The sequence below is a fragment of the Salipiger sp. PrR003 genome (assembly GCF_010500785.1).
GTDB classification, from domain to species: Bacteria; Pseudomonadota; Alphaproteobacteria; order Rhodobacterales; family Rhodobacteraceae; genus Salipiger; species Salipiger pacificus_A.
Window position 1 is genome coordinate 183384 of record NZ_JAAGOV010000098.1, and the last position, 16480, is coordinate 199863.

The 16480-nt window shown below is 66.7% G+C and carries 16 protein-coding genes; 12 read left to right on the top strand and 4 right to left on the bottom strand.

Annotated features, from left to right (window positions below):
* Positions 1 to 10: 10 nt before the first annotated feature.
* Positions 11 to 1189, bottom strand: coding sequence for an MFS transporter (locus G0D83_RS29080; protein ID WP_164197981.1), 1179 nt, complete (start codon positions 1187 to 1189; stop codon positions 11 to 13).
* A gap of 89 nt (positions 1190 to 1278) precedes the next feature.
* Between G0D83_RS29080 and G0D83_RS29085 the strand changes: the two genes are divergently transcribed.
* The 4 genes from G0D83_RS29085 (at position 1279) to G0D83_RS29100 (ending at position 4578) form a co-directional block, all read left to right on the top strand.
* Positions 1279 to 2175 carry a LysR family transcriptional regulator gene (locus G0D83_RS29085; RefSeq protein ID WP_164197983.1) on the top strand — a complete coding sequence of 299 codons (897 nt, stop codon included), beginning with the start codon at positions 1279 to 1281 and terminating at the stop codon, positions 2173 to 2175.
* A 234-nt stretch (positions 2176 to 2409) separates the two neighbouring features.
* Positions 2410 to 3168, top strand: coding sequence for an amino acid ABC transporter substrate-binding protein (locus tag G0D83_RS29090; protein WP_164197985.1), 759 nt, complete (start codon positions 2410 to 2412; stop codon positions 3166 to 3168).
* 4 nt (positions 3169 to 3172) lie between these two features.
* Positions 3173 to 3847 (top strand): amino acid ABC transporter permease, encoded by a 675-nt coding sequence (locus tag G0D83_RS29095; RefSeq protein WP_108970183.1) that lies wholly within the window; start codon positions 3173 to 3175, stop codon positions 3845 to 3847.
* Positions 3844 to 4578: an amino acid ABC transporter ATP-binding protein gene (locus tag G0D83_RS29100; RefSeq protein WP_164197987.1), complete on the top strand. Its 735-nt coding sequence runs from the start codon at positions 3844 to 3846 to the stop codon at positions 4576 to 4578. The genes G0D83_RS29095 and G0D83_RS29100 overlap by 4 nt, the downstream gene beginning before the upstream one ends.
* 132 nt (positions 4579 to 4710) lie before the next feature.
* Here the strand turns inward: G0D83_RS29100 and G0D83_RS29105 are convergent, their stop codons facing one another.
* The 3 genes from G0D83_RS29105 to G0D83_RS29115 are packed head-to-tail and all read right to left on the bottom strand — an operon-like array spanning position 4711 to position 7522.
* Positions 4711 to 5019 (bottom strand): antibiotic biosynthesis monooxygenase, encoded by a 309-nt coding sequence (locus G0D83_RS29105; RefSeq protein ID WP_108970181.1) that lies wholly within the window; start codon positions 5017 to 5019, stop codon positions 4711 to 4713.
* Between the two features lie 32 nt (positions 5020 to 5051).
* On the bottom strand, positions 5052 to 6581 hold the full coding sequence (gene lsrK, locus G0D83_RS29110) for an autoinducer-2 kinase (protein ID WP_164197989.1): 1530 nt from the start codon (positions 6579 to 6581) through the stop codon (positions 5052 to 5054).
* A gap of 2 nt (positions 6582 to 6583) precedes the next feature.
* Complete coding sequence (locus G0D83_RS29115; RefSeq protein WP_164197991.1) at positions 6584 to 7522, bottom strand: sugar-binding transcriptional regulator; 939 nt, start codon at positions 7520 to 7522, stop codon at positions 6584 to 6586.
* Positions 7523 to 7737: 215 nt separating this feature from the next.
* Between G0D83_RS29115 and lsrA the strand changes: the two genes are divergently transcribed.
* From lsrA to G0D83_RS29155, 8 genes are all read left to right on the top strand, one after another.
* Complete coding sequence (lsrA, locus tag G0D83_RS29120; RefSeq protein WP_164197993.1) at positions 7738 to 9213, top strand: autoinducer 2 ABC transporter ATP-binding protein LsrA; 1476 nt, start codon at positions 7738 to 7740, stop codon at positions 9211 to 9213.
* A complete protein-coding gene (locus G0D83_RS29125; RefSeq protein ID WP_164197995.1) occupies positions 9206 to 10216 on the top strand; it encodes an autoinducer 2 ABC transporter permease LsrC in 1011 nt (336 codons plus the stop codon). Before lsrA ends, G0D83_RS29125 begins: the two co-directional genes overlap by 8 nt.
* Positions 10213 to 11196 (top strand): autoinducer 2 import system permease LsrD, encoded by a 984-nt coding sequence (locus tag G0D83_RS29130; RefSeq protein WP_108970176.1) that lies wholly within the window; start codon positions 10213 to 10215, stop codon positions 11194 to 11196. The genes G0D83_RS29125 and G0D83_RS29130 overlap by 4 nt, the downstream gene beginning before the upstream one ends.
* A gap of 35 nt (positions 11197 to 11231) precedes the next feature.
* Entirely contained in the window at positions 11232 to 12248 is a 1017-nt protein-coding gene (gene lsrB / locus G0D83_RS29135) for an autoinducer 2 ABC transporter substrate-binding protein LsrB (protein WP_164197996.1), read from the top strand.
* Between the two features lie 68 nt (positions 12249 to 12316).
* Positions 12317 to 13558, top strand: a complete 1242-nt coding sequence (locus G0D83_RS29140) for a class II aldolase/adducin family protein (RefSeq protein WP_164197998.1) — start codon at positions 12317 to 12319, stop codon at positions 13556 to 13558.
* Between the two features lie 703 nt (positions 13559 to 14261).
* Positions 14262 to 14690: a hypothetical protein gene (locus tag G0D83_RS32905; RefSeq protein WP_370457343.1), complete on the top strand. Its 429-nt coding sequence runs from the start codon at positions 14262 to 14264 to the stop codon at positions 14688 to 14690.
* 36 nt (positions 14691 to 14726) lie between these two features.
* Positions 14727 to 15674, top strand: coding sequence for a LysR substrate-binding domain-containing protein (locus G0D83_RS29150; protein WP_164198000.1), 948 nt, complete (start codon positions 14727 to 14729; stop codon positions 15672 to 15674).
* A gap of 191 nt (positions 15675 to 15865) precedes the next feature.
* Positions 15866 to 16471, top strand: a complete 606-nt coding sequence (locus tag G0D83_RS29155) for an ABC transporter permease (protein ID WP_235940335.1) — start codon at positions 15866 to 15868, stop codon at positions 16469 to 16471.
* The last annotated feature ends 9 nt before the right edge of the window (positions 16472 to 16480 follow it).

The window sequence follows — 16480 nt, forward strand, 5'->3', positions numbered from 1 at the left end:
ACAAGTCCTCCTATTCTGCTGGAAGAGGGGAGGCCGTCCGGTCGAGACGCCCGGAGAGCCGGGTCAGAAGCACGCCGACGAAGACGACCGCAGCGCCGAGCAGGGGTGCCGCGGCAAGGCCGCTGCCCGCGACGACGAGCCCGCCCGTCCATGCGCCAAGCGCGATGCCAAGGTTGAAGGCGCCGATATTGAGACCCGAGGCCACGTCGACCGCATCGGGCGCAACCTCGCGGGCGATCTGCACGGTATAGACCTGCAGCGGAGGCACGTTGGCGAAGGCGAAGCCGCCCCAGACTGCGATCACCGCGATGGCCGCCGCAGGCGACGAGAGCGTCAGGCCGAGCGCCAGCAAGACCGCCGACAGCCCGATGAAGATCAGCGTCAGCGCGCGCACCGCGCCCATGCGGTCCGCCAACTTGCCGCCGATGATGTTGCCGACCGCGACCGAAGCGCCGTAGAGCAGGATGACGAGGCTCACCGCGCCCGCGCCGAGCCCGGTCACCTCGCTCAGCATCGGGGCAAGGTAGGTGAAGGCGATGAAATTTCCGCCGTAGCCGACCGCGGTGATCAGGTAGACGAGCAGCAGCCGTGGCGAGGTCAGCACCTTTGCCTGAGCGCTCAGGCGCGGCACCGGGCGCCGGCGCAGCGTGCCGGGCACAAGCAGCGCCGAGGCGATCAGCCCGATCACGCCCAGAACGACCACGCCGAGGAAGCTCGCCTGCCACCCGAAGTTCTGACCAATCCAGGTGCCGAGCGGCACACCGGTGACCAGCGCGACGGTCAGGCCCAGAAAGACCAGCGCGATCGCGGAGCTTTCCTTCTCGCGATCAACGAGGTCCGTAGCGATGGTCGAGGCGATGGCGAAGAAGACACCATGCGCGAGACCCGTCAGAAAGCGCGCGGCGATCAGGCTGTCGTACCCGGGCGCAAAGGCGGCGAAGGCATTGCCGGCGATGAACAGAACCAGCAGCGACAGCAGCAGCGTCTTGCGCGGCAGGCGCCCGGCAAGCGCGGTCAGCACCGGCGCGCCGATGGTCACGCCAAGCGCATAGAGGCTGACCAGAAGGCCGGCCGAGGGCAGGGATACGCCGAGGTCCGCCGCGATGGTCGGGATGAGGCCAACGATCACGAACTCGGTCGTGCCGACGGCGAAGGCGCTGATCGTCAGCGCCCAGAGAGCTAAGGGCATGGGAGGCTCCTGTTACCACTTTCGCCGCGAAGATGGCCGCGCTAGGCTTTTGCGTGAACAGACAGGTTGGCAAAGGCCCGTTGCGCTTGATGCACGAATTACCGCAGACCCGAGACCTTGCGACCTTTGTTAAGGTGATCGAGGCCGGGGGCTTCGCCGAGGCCGGCAGGCATCTTGGCGTGGCTCCCTCGACGCTGAGCCGGGCGGTGACCCGCCTCGAGCTGCAACTCGGCGCCACCTTGCTGCGCCGGAGTACCCGCGCGATCGAACTGACCGCTGAGGGGCGCGACCTGCTCGTGGCGGCACAGGACATCGTCACCCGGACCGAGTCGCTGGCCGATCTCGCGGCGCAGGGGCGTGCACCGCGAGGTCCGCTGCGGGTGAATGCCCCGGCGGGCTTCGTTCTGCACGTGATCGCGCCGCAGCTGGCCGAGTTCCACGCGCGGTTTCCCGAGGTGGAGGTCACTCTCGACATGACCGATCGCCTCGTCGACCTGATCGACAGTCATGCGGATGTGGCGATCCGCTTCGGGCGATTGGCTGACAGCGAGGTGCTGCAGCGGCCGCTCGGACGCACGCCATGGCGTCTGGTCGCGGCTCCGTCCTATCTTGACCGCGCAGGCTGGCCCGACAGGCCCGAGGCGCTTGGGCAGCTCCGGCAGGTGCGCTTCACCGCGCCGTCGCACATCAACGGCCTGCACTTCGAGGGGCTTTCCGGGCCAGTTGACGTCCCCGCCTCGGTTTACGCCGAGAATGGCGAGGCGGTGCGCAGCCTCATCCTTGGCGGCATGGGGATTGCGCGCCTTTCGGAGTTCATGGTGGCCGAGGATATCGCGGCGGGGCGGCTGGTGTCGCTCTTTCCCGATCGCCTGCTGGCAGACCCGCTGGAGATCACCGCGCTTTATCTTACCCGCACGTCGGGGTTGCGACGGCTCGCGGTCTTTCTCGAATGGCTGTCGGAGAAACTCTCCCGGACCGGCGCCTGACCGTCATCGCGTCTCCCCCCGGAAATCTCTTGCCGCAGGGGCGGGAAAGCGACAGCTGCACCAACCCCATCGACGGACCCGGGGCAAACGGGCATTCTTTCCGGGGCGGATAAGACGGAACGACGTTCCGCAAGACGAGCGTCACCTCGAGACAGGGACCTTTTCTTTGTGGACCCATTGATCCTCGCGACCCGGGAAGACACCTAGTGCCCCTAATTCAAAGGAGTTGCCAAGATGCTCAAGTCTATCGCCACCGCCACAATTCTCGCCGCCGGGCTCGCAGGCAGCGCCATGGCGCAAGAGGCCCAGACCCTGCGGGTGGGCATGTCGGGCGGCTATTTCCCCTTCACCTTCGTCAAGCAGGACGTGCTGCAGGGCTTCGAGGTTGATGTCATGAACGCCGTCGGCGCGCAGACCGGCCTCGACGTGGAATTCGAGACCATGTCCTTCTCGGGTCTCGTCGGCGCGCTCGACGCGGGCCGCATCGACACGATTGCCAACCAGATCACCATCACCCCCGAGCGCGAGGCCAAGTTCGCCTTCACCCAGCCCTATGTCTACGACGGGGCGCAGGTGGTGGTGCGCGAGGGCAATGACGAGATCACCAGCGTCGAAGACCTGCGCGGGCGTACCGTCGCTGTGAACCTCGGCTCGAACTTCGAGCAGCTGCTGCGCGAGTTGCCCTTCGCCGACGAAGTGGAGATCAAGACCTACGAATCCAACATCGCGCAGGACACCGCGCTGGGTCGGGTCGATGCCTTCGTGATGGACCGCGTCTCCTCGGCGCAGCTGATCCAGGAAAGCCCGCTGCCGCTGGCGCTGGCCGGCAAGCCCTTTTCGGAGATCCACAACGCATTGCCCTTCCGCAACGACGCGGCCGGCACCGCGTTGCGCGACGAGGTGGACGCGGCGCTGTCCACCCTGCGCGAGAACGGCACGCTGACCGAGATCTCGCAGAAGTGGTTCGGCACCGACATCACCAGCCCGGAGTGAACCCATGCGGGGACTGGACCTCGACTACATGCTGGGGCTGGTCCCCGTTATCCTGGGCTACGTGCCGCTGACGCTGGGTATGGCGGCGGCGGGGATGGTCCTGGCGCTCATCCTCGCCTCGCTGCTGGCGGTGGAGCGGGTGTTCCGCCTGCCTTGGATCGACTGGGCGGTTGTGCTGTTCATCAGCTTCTTCCGCGGCACGCCGCTCTTGGTGCAGCTCTTCCTCTTCTACTACGGGCTGCCGCAGGTGATGAGCTTCCTGACCAGCATCAACGGGGTCACCGCCGCGATCATGGGGCTGACGCTGCACTTCTCCGCCTACATGGCCGAGACGATCCGCGCGGCGATCCTCGGCGTCGACCGCAGCCAATGGGAGGCGGCACAGTCCATCGGCATGACCCAGCTGCAGATGATGCGGCGGATCATCCTGCCGCAGGCCGCCCGGGTGGCGGCGCCGACGCTGGTCAACTACTTCATCGACATGATCAAGGGCACCTCGCTGGCCTTCACCCTTGGCGTCACCGAGATGATGGGCGCGGCGCAGAAAGAGGCGGCGGGCAGCTTCCTCTATTTCGAGGCCTTCCTCGTCGTGGCGTTGATGTACTGGGCCATGGTCGAGTTGCTGAGCCAGGGGCAGAAGCGGCTCGAGGTCTATCTGAACAAGGCGTATGCACGATGATTTCCATCCGCGGTCTCAGCAAGACTTTCAACGGCACTGCGGTGCTTGATGCAATCGATCTTGACATCGCGCCGGGCGAGCGGGTGGTGATCATCGGCCCCTCGGGGACCGGCAAGTCGACGCTGCTGCGCTGCCTCAACTTCCTCGACCATCCCGATGCGGGGCGGATCACCATCGGCGAGGTGACGCTCGACGCCGCCCGTGCGACCAGGGCCGAAATCCTCGCCCTGCGCCGCCGCTCGGCTTTCGTCTTCCAGAACTACGCGCTCTTTGCCAACAAGACCGCGAAGGAAAATATCATGGAGGCGCTGGTCACCGTGCAGGGCCGCCCGCCGGCCGAGGCCGAGCGGCGTGCGCTCGAGGTGCTGGCCGAGACCGGCCTTGCCGAGAAGGCGGACAGCTACCCCGCGAGCCTCTCGGGCGGACAGCAGCAGCGCGTCGGCATCGGCCGGGCGATGGCGATCGGCGCCGAGCTCATGCTCTTCGACGAGCCGACCTCGGCGCTTGACCCGGAATGGGTGGGTGAGGTGCTCGACCTCATGCGCCGCGTCGCCGCGCGTCGCCAGACAATGCTGATCGTCACGCACGAGATGCAGTTCGCCCGCGAGATTGCCAACCGGGTGATCTTCATGCACGGCGGCAAGATTGTCGAGGAAGGCACGCCGGAACAGATTTTCGGCGCACCCAAGGACGAGCGGCTGCAGCGGTTCCTCAGGCGGCTGTCGCATTAGGCACATGTGATGGGTGCGCGTGCCAAGTCTCGCGACCTTCTTGCGCAGATAGTGGGTGCCCTTCCCATGCGGGACAAGCCGGCGCCGTCGCAAGGACGGCGGCACGGCTCGACGATCGGCGCGGCTGCGGGCTCAGGCGGGCGCCTGGTCCTGGATCAGCACCGGCGAGAAGTAGGTCTTGCTGCGTCCGCCGAGGGTGATCGGATCGATCATTGACACGCAGGTCTGGTAGTGCGGGGTCTTGCGGTGCTCGTCCAGAGCGGCCTCGCTCTCGAATATCTCGTAGACGTAGAAGTTGTTCTCGTCTGCGGGGTCGTGCAGCAGGTCGAAGCGCAGGTTGCCCGGCTCCTTGCGCGTGCCTTCGCAGTTCAGAGTGAAAGCCTTGAGGAAGGTGTCGCGCGTGCCTTCCTGAACCTTGATGTTGACGAGTTGGATCAGCATGACCTTGTCCTTTGTGAGTGGAATGGGAAGCCTCAGATGCCGGGCGCCTGCCACATCGAGGTGGTGGTACCGTCAAGTACGAGCTGGCGCTGCGCGGCATAGGCCTTGGCCCATCGCTCGCCGGCCTCGTCGTAGAGCGGCCGCAGCGCCGTATCGGGGGTGAAGGTCCGTTCGATCCGCGTCCAGGCACCGCCCGCCTCGGCGAGCGAGGCAAAATGGCCAGCACCGGTCGCCGCCGCCGAGGCGCAGCCCTGCGCGGTGGCCTCGGTCACCTGCGGCGTGACCACCGTCAGCCCGGTGACATCGGCAAGGATCTGCGACCAATGGGCGGATTTCGCGGCGCCGCCGGCGAAGACCAAGCGTTCGGGCCGGTGGCCGGTGAGGGCAAAGACGGCCTCGAGGTTCCGCCGCGCGACGATGGCCGCGTTCTCCTGCAGCGCGCGGAAGATCGCGGCGGGACCCGAGGCGGCCGCGTCGAGCGAGAGGTTGAGCAGTGAAGGCGCGGCGTGGAACCAGTCGCCGTAGCGCATGACGTCGGAAAAAATCGGGATGATCCCATAAGCGCCGGGCGGCACGGCCATCGAGTCGGCCTCGAGCGCCGCGTAGCCTTTGCCATTGCCGAAGGCGTCGCGGAACCAGCGCATGACCGCGCCGGTGAAGAAGCTGATCGCCTCGGCCTGGTTGAGCCCGGCAACCATGTGCGGGTTGATGCGTAGCGTCATGCTCGGATCGGTGAGCGACAGGGGCACGTTCACCACCTGCTGCCAGAAGGTCCCGCCCAGCACCGCGCAGTCTCCCTCGTGCACGATGCCGAGTCCAAGCGCGCCGGTCTGGCAGTCGCCGCCGCCGGCGACGACCAGCGTGCCGGGGGCCAGACCGGTTTCGGCCGCGGCAGCGGCATGGACCTTGCCAATGACCTCGCCGGTGGTGACGCCGCGGGGAAAGAGATCGGTGGGCAGGCCAACGGTTTCCAGTGCCCCGGTCAGCGGCGCGCGGGTCCGCAGATCAAGCAGGCCCGTGGTGCCGCCGTTCGAGGGCTCGAGCGTCAGCTCGCCCGAGAGCCGGTAGAGGATCCAATCCGAGAGCATGGTGAGGCTGCGCGCGCGGTCGAGCGTTTCCGGCGCGTGGCGGCGCAGCCAGGCGAGACGGGGCAGGGCGCCAAGCGCGTAGGTCTGGCCGGAGCGCGCGTAGATCTCTGCCTCGAGCCCGGGGTGGGCCCGCTTAAGCTCGCGCACCTCGTCACCCGCGCGGGCATCAACGTTGGCGCAGGCCCAGATTTCGGCGCCGCTGGCGTCATGCAGCACGAAGGCTTCGCGCATGGCGGTGGCGCTAACCGCGCGGATCTCGGTGGGGTCGATCCCGCTTGCCGCGATCACCTCGCGGCAGCAGCGCGCCAGCGCGGCCCAGTTGCCGGCGGTGTCGAAATCCATCGAGCCGGGGAAGCGGGGGTCGGTGGCGTGCCACCATTCCTGTCCGGAGGCCGCGATCTCGGCGCCGGTGTCGTCGAAGAGCACGGCGCGGCCGCTGCCGGTGCCGGCATCGAAAGCAAGGAAGTAGGGCATGCTCAGGCCTCCGCCGCGTCGAGAAGGGCGAGCGCGGTCGGCTCGTCGGTGATCAGGATGTCGAGGATTTCGCCGCGCAGGGCCGAGAGGATCGGACCGGTCTTGCTCGGCCCTCCCGCCGCGCCGATCACCCGGTCCGAGGCGCGCAGTTGTTCGAGGTCGACGCCGACCACCCGGTCGTGCAGCGGCACGCCGATGTCCTGCCCGCGACGGTCGTAGAAACGGCAGAGGATGTCGCCGCGCGCGCCGCCCCGGCGCAGCGGATCGATCTCGCCCGCCGGGATGTAGCCCTGCGTCACCACCGTCGCGCTCTCGCTCAGCCCGCCGATGCCAACCAGCTTGTAGTCCGCCTCGAGCGCCTGCGCCATGAGCGCGGCGATGGACGGCTCCTGCATGAGCGCGCGCGCGAGTTCGGGCGTCGAGACCACCAGCGGCGCCGGGATGATGTTGATGTTGCGATGCCAGTTCGCCTCGCGCATCCCCTCGACGTAGGTCTGCACGCCGCCAGTGAGCGAATAGAGGCCAATGCCGCGCTCCTGCGCTGTGTGGCCCAGCATGCGGATCGAATGGGTGATGGTCTCGCCCCACCCGACCGACAGCGTCTCGCCCGGGGCCAGCTTCTGCATCAGGTACTGGGCGGCGGCCTGCCCCACGCGCAGGTTCACATCTGCGACCGAGCTTTCGGGAATCACCCGGCAGTCGCTCAGGTCGAACTGTTGCCGCATCCGGGTCTCGAGCTCTAGGCAACCCTGCTGGCGCGAGTTGATCCGCACTTGGATGAGTCCAGAGCTGCGCCCGGCGTCGAGCAGGCGCGAGACCTTTATGCGAGAGATGTTGAGGATGTCGCCGACTTCGCTCTGGGTCAGCCCATCGTTGTAATAGAGCCAGGCCACGCGCGCCATGAGGGCATCGTCGGTGGCGCTCTGAGGCTGTTCCATCATCGGGCGGGTCCTTTCCTGCGGGCTGCAAGCGAGATCATAATAGTTCTTCATCAAATATTTGATCAAGTCAACTGCCCAAATATGTGGCGATTAGGTCCAATAAATGCGCAGATTCAGATTGACACGACATGGCATGATTGCACAAATGATGTAGGCGAGTGCAAATGAACATCAGCTGATGGTCGTCTCGCGCTCGGCATCGGTGAGGAGGCGTCATGGAAACTGTTCTCGCGGAATTGAAGTCCGTGTCGAAAAGCTACGCGGGCGTCCCCGTGCTGAAGGCGGTCGATTTCACGATCCGCTCCGGCGAGGTTCATGCGCTGCTGGGGGGCAACGGTGCGGGCAAGTCGACGCTGATGAAGATTCTCGCGGGGCTCGTGTCCGCATCGGGCGGCGAAGTCCGGCTCGGCGGCGCGCCGCTCTCGCCCGCGACTCCCGCGCAGGCCCAGGCAATGGGTCTCTACCTCGTTCCGCAGGAAGCGCATATCTTCCCCAACCAGTCGGTGCTCCAGAATATCTGCGTCGGCATGCCGAAGCCCGCCGGTGCCTACCGCGCGCGGGTCGAGGAGCTGATTGCCCAGCTCGGCGTTTCGCTGTCGCCGGATTCCAAGGCCGCGACGCTGGAAATCGCCGACCGGCAGATCGTCGAGATCCTGCGCGGGCTGCTGCGCGAGGCCAAGGTGCTGATCCTCGACGAGCCGACCTCGGCGCTGACGCCGCACGAGGTAGAGACGCTGTTCGGCCACATGCGTGCGCTGCGCGCCGAAGGGCACGGGCTTGTCTTCATTTCCCACAAGCTGCACGAGCTGCGCGCGGTCTCCGACAGGATCACAGTGCTGCGTGACGGCTACGTTGTGCTGAGCGAGCGGATGAGCGCGAGCCCCGACGCCGATATACTTGCTGCCATGAGCCCGGGCGTCACCGCGCTCGATGCGCGCGAACGGCAGCGCGAGATCACCGGCGCGCCGGTGCTGTCCCTCGAGGGGCTGAGCGGCGAGGGCTTCGTCGACATCTCGCTGTCGTTGCGCGCGGGAGAGATCCTCGGGCTGACCGGCGTCGTCGGTGCGGGGCGCACGGAACTGGCCGAGACGCTGGTTGGGCTGCGCCCGCGCAGCGGCGGGCGGGTCACGCTCGAAGGCCGAGACTTCAAAGCCAAGGGGCCGGGGGCGGCGGTGAAGGCGGGGGTGGTGCACCTCTCCGAGGACCGGCAGCAATACGGGCTCTTCCTCGAGGCGCCGCTCTACTGGAACACTTCGTCGCTGGTGCACGACCGGCTGCCCTTCCTGCTGCGGCCCGGGCAGGAACGCCGCCGTTTCGCAGCGTACCGTAAGTCGCTGGGCATCCGCTGCGCCGGACCCGACCAGCCGGTCGGCAGCCTGTCGGGCGGCAACCAGCAAAAGGTCCTGCTGTCGAAATGCCTGGCCGCGGCGCCGCGGGTGCTGATCCTCGACGAGCCGACACGGGGCGTCGACGTTGGCGCGCGCAACGACATCTACCGCATCATCGAGGAGCTCGCCGAGACCGGCACCGCGGTGCTGCTGATCTCGTCCGACTTCGATGAGGTGCTGCGCCTTTCGGACCGGATCGCGGTGATGGCGGGGGGCCATTTCGCGGGAGAATTGCCCGCCGGCTCCAGCACCGACGACATCGCACAGCTTGCCTTCGAGGCCGGGGAGGCCGCACATGCTTGAACGCATCGCCCGCGACCGTGTCGCGACGCTCTTCTTCGTCACGCTGGCCGTGCTGCTGGCGGTCGGCGCCGCCGCGCCGGGCTTCCTGTCGGCGCGCACCGCGAGCATCATCTGGTCCAACGGTCTGGTGCTGATGCTGGTGGCGCTGGGGATCTTCCCGATCATCCTGACCCGCAACATCGACGTGTCTGGCGGTTCGGTGCTCGGGCTCTCGGCGGTGACCCTGGGTCTGACGCTCAACGCCGGCGTCGCGTTGCCGCTCGCCTGCGGCGCGGCGCTTGGTGTCGGGGTGATGGCCGGGGCGCTCAGCGGCGCGCTGGTGGCGCTGCTCGGCGTGCCCTCGATCGTGGCGACGCTCGGCACGCTCGGGCTTTTCCGCGGGGTGATGCTGATCGCCACCGGCGGGGAGTGGATCGAGGAGCTTCCCGAGGCGCTGAAGGCGCTCGGCGCCAAGTCGGTCGCGGGCCTGTCGGTCATGGGGCTGGTCGCCGCGGGTGTTATCGTGCTGCTCTGGTTGTTCCTGCGCTCGCGCCGCGGCGGCTGGGTCAAGGTCGTCGGCGACAACCGCGCCGCGGCGCGCCACCTCGGGCTGCCGGTGAAGCGCATCGAGTTCCTTTGCTTCGCCTGGGGCGGCGCGATGTACGCGCTGGCCGGGATCACGTTCGCCGCGCAGATCGGTTTTGTGCCAAACCAGGCCGGCAGCGGCATCGAACTGCGCGCCATCGCCGCGCTGGTGCTCGGCGGGATCAGCCTGCTTGGCGGCGTGGGGACCGTGGCGGGCGTGGTCATCGGGGTGATCTTCTTCACCTCCATCGACACCTCGCTCGTGTTCCTCAAGATCCCCGCCTACTGGAACGACCTCATCGGCGGCGGCATGCTGCTGACCGTCTTGCTGATCGACGGCCGGCTGCGCATCGCGCTCGAGGCCCGTGACCGGGCCGCGCGCTACCGCCGCTCGAGCCACAAGATCGCCCCGCTCAGCGACCTGGAGGATGCCGCATGAAACGCCACTTGATGCGCTGGGAAGTGCTGCTCTTCGCGGTGCTGCTGGCCGAGCTCGCCATTTTCGGGATGATCAACCCGCGCTTCCTGCGGCCCGCGTCGCTGCTGTTCGGGACCTCGGACTTCGTGCAGGTGGGCATCGTCGCCGTGCCGCTGACCCTGGTGATCATCGCCGGAGGGATCGACGTGAGCTTCGCCTCGACCGTGGGGCTTGCTGCGATCACGTTTGGCATCGCCAACTTCTTCGGGCTGCCGCTGCCGCTCTCGCTGCTGGTGGGTTTTGCCACCGGTGCAGCCGCAGGACTGCTGAACGCGGTGGTGATCCGGCTCACGCGGCTGCAGCCGCTGGTGGTGACGCTGGGCTCGCTCTACATGTTCTCGGGCGCGGCAACCGTGCTCTCGGGGCTGGTCGGCGCCAGTGGCTACGAAGGCATCGGCGGCTTTCCCGCCGGGTTCACCGCACTTGGATACGCACAGGTGCTGGGCCTGCCGATGCCGCTCTTCGTGTTTCTCTGCTTTGCCGCGCTGCTGCTGGTCCTGCTGCACCTGACGCGGTTCGGACGGCTGGTGTTCCAGGTCGGTCAGAACGAGCACGCTGCGCGCCATTCGGGCATGCCTGTCTTCCGTGTGCAGCTGGTGACCTACGTGCTGACCGGCCTTGCCGCGGCGCTCGCGGGGCTCATGCTATCGGCCTATTTCGGCTCGGCCCGGGTCGATCTCGGCAGCGCAACGCTGCTGCCGGCGATCACTGCGGCCGTGCTCGGAGGCGCCTCGATCTACGGCGGCCAGGGCTCGGTGCTGGGCACGATCATCGCCACGTTCATCATCGGCTACCTGCAGCAGGGCCTGCAGATGAGCGGTGTGCCCAGTCAGATTTCCAGCGCGCTGTCCGGGGCGCTGCTGGTCCTCGTAGTCGCCCTGCGCCACGGCGCTGAGCTGCTTCGGGATTTCTTACCGGTCCGCTCGCGGCAGACGCACTGACCCCGGGCACTTGTTTCAATGGAGGAGGAAACACCATGCGTAAATCCCTGACGCTGCTTGGTACGGTTGCGGCTGGCCTGATGGCCGCCAACGTCGCGAGCGCCCAAGACATCGCCTTTATCCCGAAACTGGTCGGGGTGGGCTTCTTCACCTCGGGTGGGAACGGGGCGATGGCCATGGGCGACGAGCTTGGAGTCAACGTGACCTATGACGGCCCGACCGAGCCCAGCGTCTCGGGGCAGGTGCAGTTCGTGAACAACTTCGTCAACCAGGGCTACGGCGCGATCGTGCTCTCGTCGGTCTCGCCCGACGGCCTCTGCCCGGCGCTCAAGCAGGCGATGGCCCGCGACGTGCTGGTGATGACCTGGGACAGCGACGTGAACCCCGAGTGCCGCTCCTACTACATCAACCAGGGCACGCCGGACCAGCTTGGCGGGCTGCTCGTGGACATGGCGAATGACGGGCTCGCCGGCAAGGAAAAGGCCAAGGTCGCCTTCTTCTACTCTTCGCCGACCGTGACCGACCAGAACGCCTGGGCCGAGGCCGCAAAGGCAAAGATCGCCGCGGAGCACCCGGGCTGGGAGATCGTGACCACGCAATATGGCTACAACGACGCGCAGAAATCGTTGCAGACCGCCGAGAGCATCCTTGGCGCCTATCCCGATCTTGACGCGATCATCGCGCCCGACGCCAACGCGCTCCCGGCATCGGCGCAGGCGGCCGAGAATCTGGACCGCGCCGGCGAGGTGACCATCGTGGGCTTCTCGACACCGAACGTGATGCGCCCCTACGTCAAGCGCGGCACGGTCGAGCGGTTCGGCCTCTGGGACGTGACACAGCAAGGGGCGATCTCGGTCGCGGTGGCGGCGCATGTGCTGAAGGACGGCCCGCTCAACGTGGGTGACAGCATCGACGTGCCGGGCATCGGCCCGGTCGAGGTCTCGCCGAACGCGGTGCAGGGCTACGACTACGAGGCCGAGGGCAATGGCATCATCCTGCTGCCCGAACGCACCGTTTTCAACGCCGAGAACATCGACAACTACGACTTCTGAGGCCGCTCCGGCCACAGACCATCCGGGGGCGCTTGCGGCGCCCCCGGTCCATGAGAAGGAGAACCGAGATGCTAAGCCGCTGGAACGACAAGCAAGCAGAGGCCTTCGGGGCCGAGTCCGAGGCCCGGGGGGAGCCCGCCGCGCTGGGTCTGCGGGTCTACACCTCGCGGCTTATCGGGCAGGATCCGGACCTTGTGCTGCACGGGGGCGGCAATACGTCGGTGAAGATCCCGGCGGCAGAGGGCACGGTGATCCACGTCAAGGGATCCGGCTGGGATCTTGGAGACATCGAGGCGCCGGGCCTGCCGGCCATGCGCCTCGCGCCGCTGCTCGAGACGCGCGACGTGCCGCGCATGTCGGACGAGGACATGGTCGCCTTCCTGCGCAGCCACCTGCTCGATCCCTCCGCGCCCAATCCCTCGGTCGAGGCCCTGCTGCATGCCTACATGCCGCATGCCTTTGTCGATCACACCCATGCGACGGCGATCTTGGTGCTGGCCGACCAGGCCGACATGGAGCCGGTGGTGCAGGAGATCTTCGGCGGACGGGTCGGCTGGGTGCCCTACGTGATGCCAGGCTACGATCTGAGCCACGCCTGCAAGGACGCGCTGGCGCGAGATCCTTCGGTTGACGGGCTCTGGCTGGCGCAGCACGGGCTCTTCACCTTCGCCGAGACTGCGCGGGAGAGTTACGAGCTGATGATCGAGTTCGTCACCATGGCCGAGGAGTATCTCGCCGCCCGCGGCATCACCGTTCCGGCCCCGGAAGACACCGACCGCACGGCACCCGAAGCGCTGGTTCGCGACCTTGCCGACGCGCTCGTCGCGCGCGACGCGCTTGGCGATGAGCCGGCCCTCGACTTCCGCTCGACCCCCGCGATCCGCGCCTATCTCGGGCGTGACGACCTGCCGGAGCTCGCGCGACGCGGTACGGTGACCCCCGACCACGTGATCCGGCTGAAACCCTTCGGCATGTTGCTCCAGGCGGGCGCCACGCGCGAGGAGATCGACGCCGCGCTCGACGGGTTCGCCGCGGAATACCGCGCTTACTTTGAGCGCAATGCGCCCCACGCAGCCGAAGAAAAGGTCATGCTCGACCCCTTGCCGCGCGTCATCCTTGTGCCGGGCGCAGGCATCTTCGGGGTCGGCGCGAACATGAAGGCCGCACGCATCGCGGGGGATCTCTTCGAGCAGACCTGCCGTGTGGTGAACGCCGCCGAGGCCTACCGGCGCTTCACTCCCATTTCCGAGCGCGATCTCTTCGACATGGAGTACTGGTCGCTGGAACAGGCCAAGCTCAAGAAGCAGTGAGCGACGTGTTCCGCGGTCCGCGCCGACGCGCGGCCGCGGACGCTTTCGCAGCGGCGTCTGATCGCAATTGTCGAAGGTCTGGCCTTAGAGCCGGCTCCCTTCGATGCCGTGCGCCGGGACGTAGTTTTCCCAGCTCGTTCAACGCCGGCACGCGCGAGCGCGGCTTTGACATCTTGCGCTTCGACACCGCACCGCGAGGGCAGACCGCCGAGGTGAACCGCGATGAGCCGGAAATCACCTGGGCGGGCGAGGATCGCGTCACCCGCTTCCCGCTGGGCTGGCTCAAAGCCTACAAGTCTCCGCGCCGCTGCCCCGACCCGGCAGACCTGAGCGCACGGCATGGTACGGCGACCACGACTCCGACGTGCCGCGTTTCCGCCAGCCTGCGCTTCTGGCCGACCCCACTCCGAGGGCCAAATGGATCGAGGGGCTTTTGGTCGAAGGCTTCGTGATCCTCACCGACATGCCGGACAGCGACGCGGGCCTTACCGAGGCCGCCGTTGGTGATCGGTCAGCTCCGCCCGATTTTCTTCGGCGATTACTTTGACGCAAAGACCCACATCAACCCGACCAACACGGCCTATACCGCGTCGGGGCACGAGTTGCATACCGACACGCCAGCCGAGGCGCTCGCGCCGGGCGTGCAGTTCCTGCACTGCCGGGCCAACACCGTCGAGGGCGATAGAGTCTCTCCGCGAATGGCGTGGCCGTTGCCAAGGATTCCCGGCTCCGCGATCCGGCGGGGGTCAAGGTGCTCTTGGAGGTGCCAGCCCCGATCGACACCACCCCCTCGCGCTTTTACGGCCGTACTGCCAAAGATCTGGATTTCGGCGCCATCGCCAGCGCCGGGGAGGAGGGTGAACGGCTGTCGGACTCTCTGGGCGAAAAGGAGATGTCGGTCATGGGCGACCATGGGGGCACTATCGTCGGGCAGACCGTCGTGCAGGCTGTCGAGAACCTCTATTTCTTCGACAAGGCAATGCAGACGCTGATCCTCGCGCGCTCGACCGGCGCGCCACTTGCGGTGCTTTCGGATGCGGTGGCGCAGAACACCGGGGACGGCTGGCTGGCCTACCGCGGCATGGCTGACCGGCACTTTGAGTTCCTGAAGTCGCAGGTGACCCTGCCATAAGCGCGGGAGGTCTCGATCACGCGCCTGCGCCGCGCTATGCAGCGGGGGCCGTTTTTCAACCGCGCGAGGCCCGCCATCAAACGTTTCCCCTCGATCCAGGCGCTGCGCGCCATCGAAAGCGTCGCGCGCAATGGCGCGCTCTGGCGAGCCGCCGCCGAGCTTAACGTCACCCGCAGCGCGATCAGCCATCAGCTGCGCCTGCTGGAAACCGACCTCGGCTTCAAGATCCTCGAGCGCCACGGCAACCGGACCGAGATCACCCCGCAGGCTCGCGCCTATGCCGAAGACGTGCGCCGCGCGCTCAGCATGATCGCCAGCTCGACGGCGCGCGTCTCGCAGCAGGGGCTGACCGGGCGGCTGACGGTGAGCGCCCCTCCGGGCTTCGCGTCCTCCTGGCTGTGCCTGCATGTCGGTGATTTCCTGGCGGAGAACCCCGAGGTGGTGCTGAACGTGATCAGCACCCAGAATCTTGCCGACACCAACAACCCCGAGGTCGATACCTTCATCACCTTCGGGCAGGAGCCGCGCGCGCACCTCGTGATCGAGCCGTTGATGGCGGTCGACTTCACGCCGCTCTGCAGCCCCGCCTACCTGAGCCGGTTCAAGAACTTCAACGACCTCGGGATTCTCAAGGCCGCGACGTTGATACACATGAACGATTTCACCGACTGGGAGAACTGGATGCAGCTCTCCGGCCTGCCGACAGAGAACGCCCATCGCGGCATCTGCTACTCGGACATGAACATCGTGCACACGGCGGTTCTGGCCGGACAGGGGATCGCGATCGGTGACACGGTCCTGTGGCGAAATGAGTTGCGAGACGGCAAGCTGATGCGTCCCTTCGCGGCGTCCCTGCATGCCGAAACCGGTTATTTTCTTTGTACCCCGGAGGAAAAGCTCGAAACCGAGATCGTGGCTGAGTTTCGTAACTGGTTGAAAAGACGAATTGAATTGAGCAGGTTTCGCCAACGCCGCGACGGGTGACAAATTCCATTTGTCACGCAGGTCAACAAGTTTCATTTGCGGTCCATGTGCTCGTCTCCCTACCCTTGTCCCATAACGGGCAAGAATGAAGAGCGAGGCGATTGTGGTGAACACAACGCAGATCGAAGCACGTTCGGTCGGAGAAAGAATAAGGGAAGTTCCACGCCTTAGGCGCCACATCCTAAACGTGGTTGCGACAATTCCGCTGTGCCATCAACCTCCCGCTGGTCATCGCCTTCTGCATCGGCATCTGGATGCTGCGCGCGCGCGCCTCGGGGCGGATGACCGGCTTGGTGCTGCTGCCTATGGTGGCGCCGCCCGTGGTCTCGTCGCTGACGCTCGACGTCTTCCTCAAGAAGCTCACCAAGTGGAACAGAGTGATCGCCTACGGCGGCCACGGTGGCGTGATCCTCGCCCATATGGGGATGATCGTGCCTTGTGCCGTGGTCGTGGCCATGATGTCGCTGAGCCAGATCGACCGGCGTATGGACCTGGCCGCGCAATCCATGGGTGCCAGCGTGCCGACCCGCATCTTTGGGGTGATCCTGCCCAACATCCGCTTCGGCCTCTTGGGCGCGTTCTTCCTGTGCTTCCTGCTCAGCTGGGACGAGATCGGCGTGACGCTCTTCGTCACCTCGGTCGAGACCATCACCCTGCCACGCCGCATGTGGAAGGGGCTGCGTGACAACGTCGACCCCTCGATCGCCGCGCTCTCGGTGCTGCTGATCCTCGTGGTGAGCCTCTTGGTGATCGCCCGTGCCCTGCTGCTGATGCGCAAGGAACGCGCCGCCCGATGATCCTGCCTC

Bases quoted from the DNA above. Each gene is read 5' to 3' on its own strand.
- G0D83_RS29080 (WP_164197981.1), bottom strand. From the start codon at position 1,189: ATGCCCTTAGCTCTCTGGGCGCTGACGATCAGCGCCTTCGCCGTCGGC.
- G0D83_RS29085 (WP_164197983.1), top strand. From the start codon at position 1,279: ATGCACGAATTACCGCAGACCCGAGACCTTGCGACCTTTGTTAAGGTG.
- G0D83_RS29090 (WP_164197985.1), top strand. From the start codon at position 2,410: ATGCTCAAGTCTATCGCCACCGCCACAATTCTCGCCGCCGGGCTCGCA.
- G0D83_RS29095 (WP_108970183.1), top strand. From the start codon at position 3,173: ATGCGGGGACTGGACCTCGACTACATGCTGGGGCTGGTCCCCGTTATC.
- G0D83_RS29100 (WP_164197987.1), top strand. From the start codon at position 3,844: ATGATTTCCATCCGCGGTCTCAGCAAGACTTTCAACGGCACTGCGGTG.
- G0D83_RS29105 (WP_108970181.1), bottom strand. From the start codon at position 5,019: ATGCTGATCCAACTCGTCAACATCAAGGTTCAGGAAGGCACGCGCGAC.
- lsrK (WP_164197989.1), bottom strand. From the start codon at position 6,581: ATGCCCTACTTCCTTGCTTTCGATGCCGGCACCGGCAGCGGCCGCGCC.
- G0D83_RS29115 (WP_164197991.1), bottom strand. From the start codon at position 7,522: ATGATGGAACAGCCTCAGAGCGCCACCGACGATGCCCTCATGGCGCGC.
- lsrA (WP_164197993.1), top strand. From the start codon at position 7,738: ATGGAAACTGTTCTCGCGGAATTGAAGTCCGTGTCGAAAAGCTACGCG.
- G0D83_RS29125 (WP_164197995.1), top strand. From the start codon at position 9,206: ATGCTTGAACGCATCGCCCGCGACCGTGTCGCGACGCTCTTCTTCGTC.
- G0D83_RS29130 (WP_108970176.1), top strand. From the start codon at position 10,213: ATGAAACGCCACTTGATGCGCTGGGAAGTGCTGCTCTTCGCGGTGCTG.
- lsrB (WP_164197996.1), top strand. From the start codon at position 11,232: ATGCGTAAATCCCTGACGCTGCTTGGTACGGTTGCGGCTGGCCTGATG.
- G0D83_RS29140 (WP_164197998.1), top strand. From the start codon at position 12,317: ATGCTAAGCCGCTGGAACGACAAGCAAGCAGAGGCCTTCGGGGCCGAG.
- G0D83_RS29150 (WP_164198000.1), top strand. From the start codon at position 14,727: ATGCAGCGGGGGCCGTTTTTCAACCGCGCGAGGCCCGCCATCAAACGT.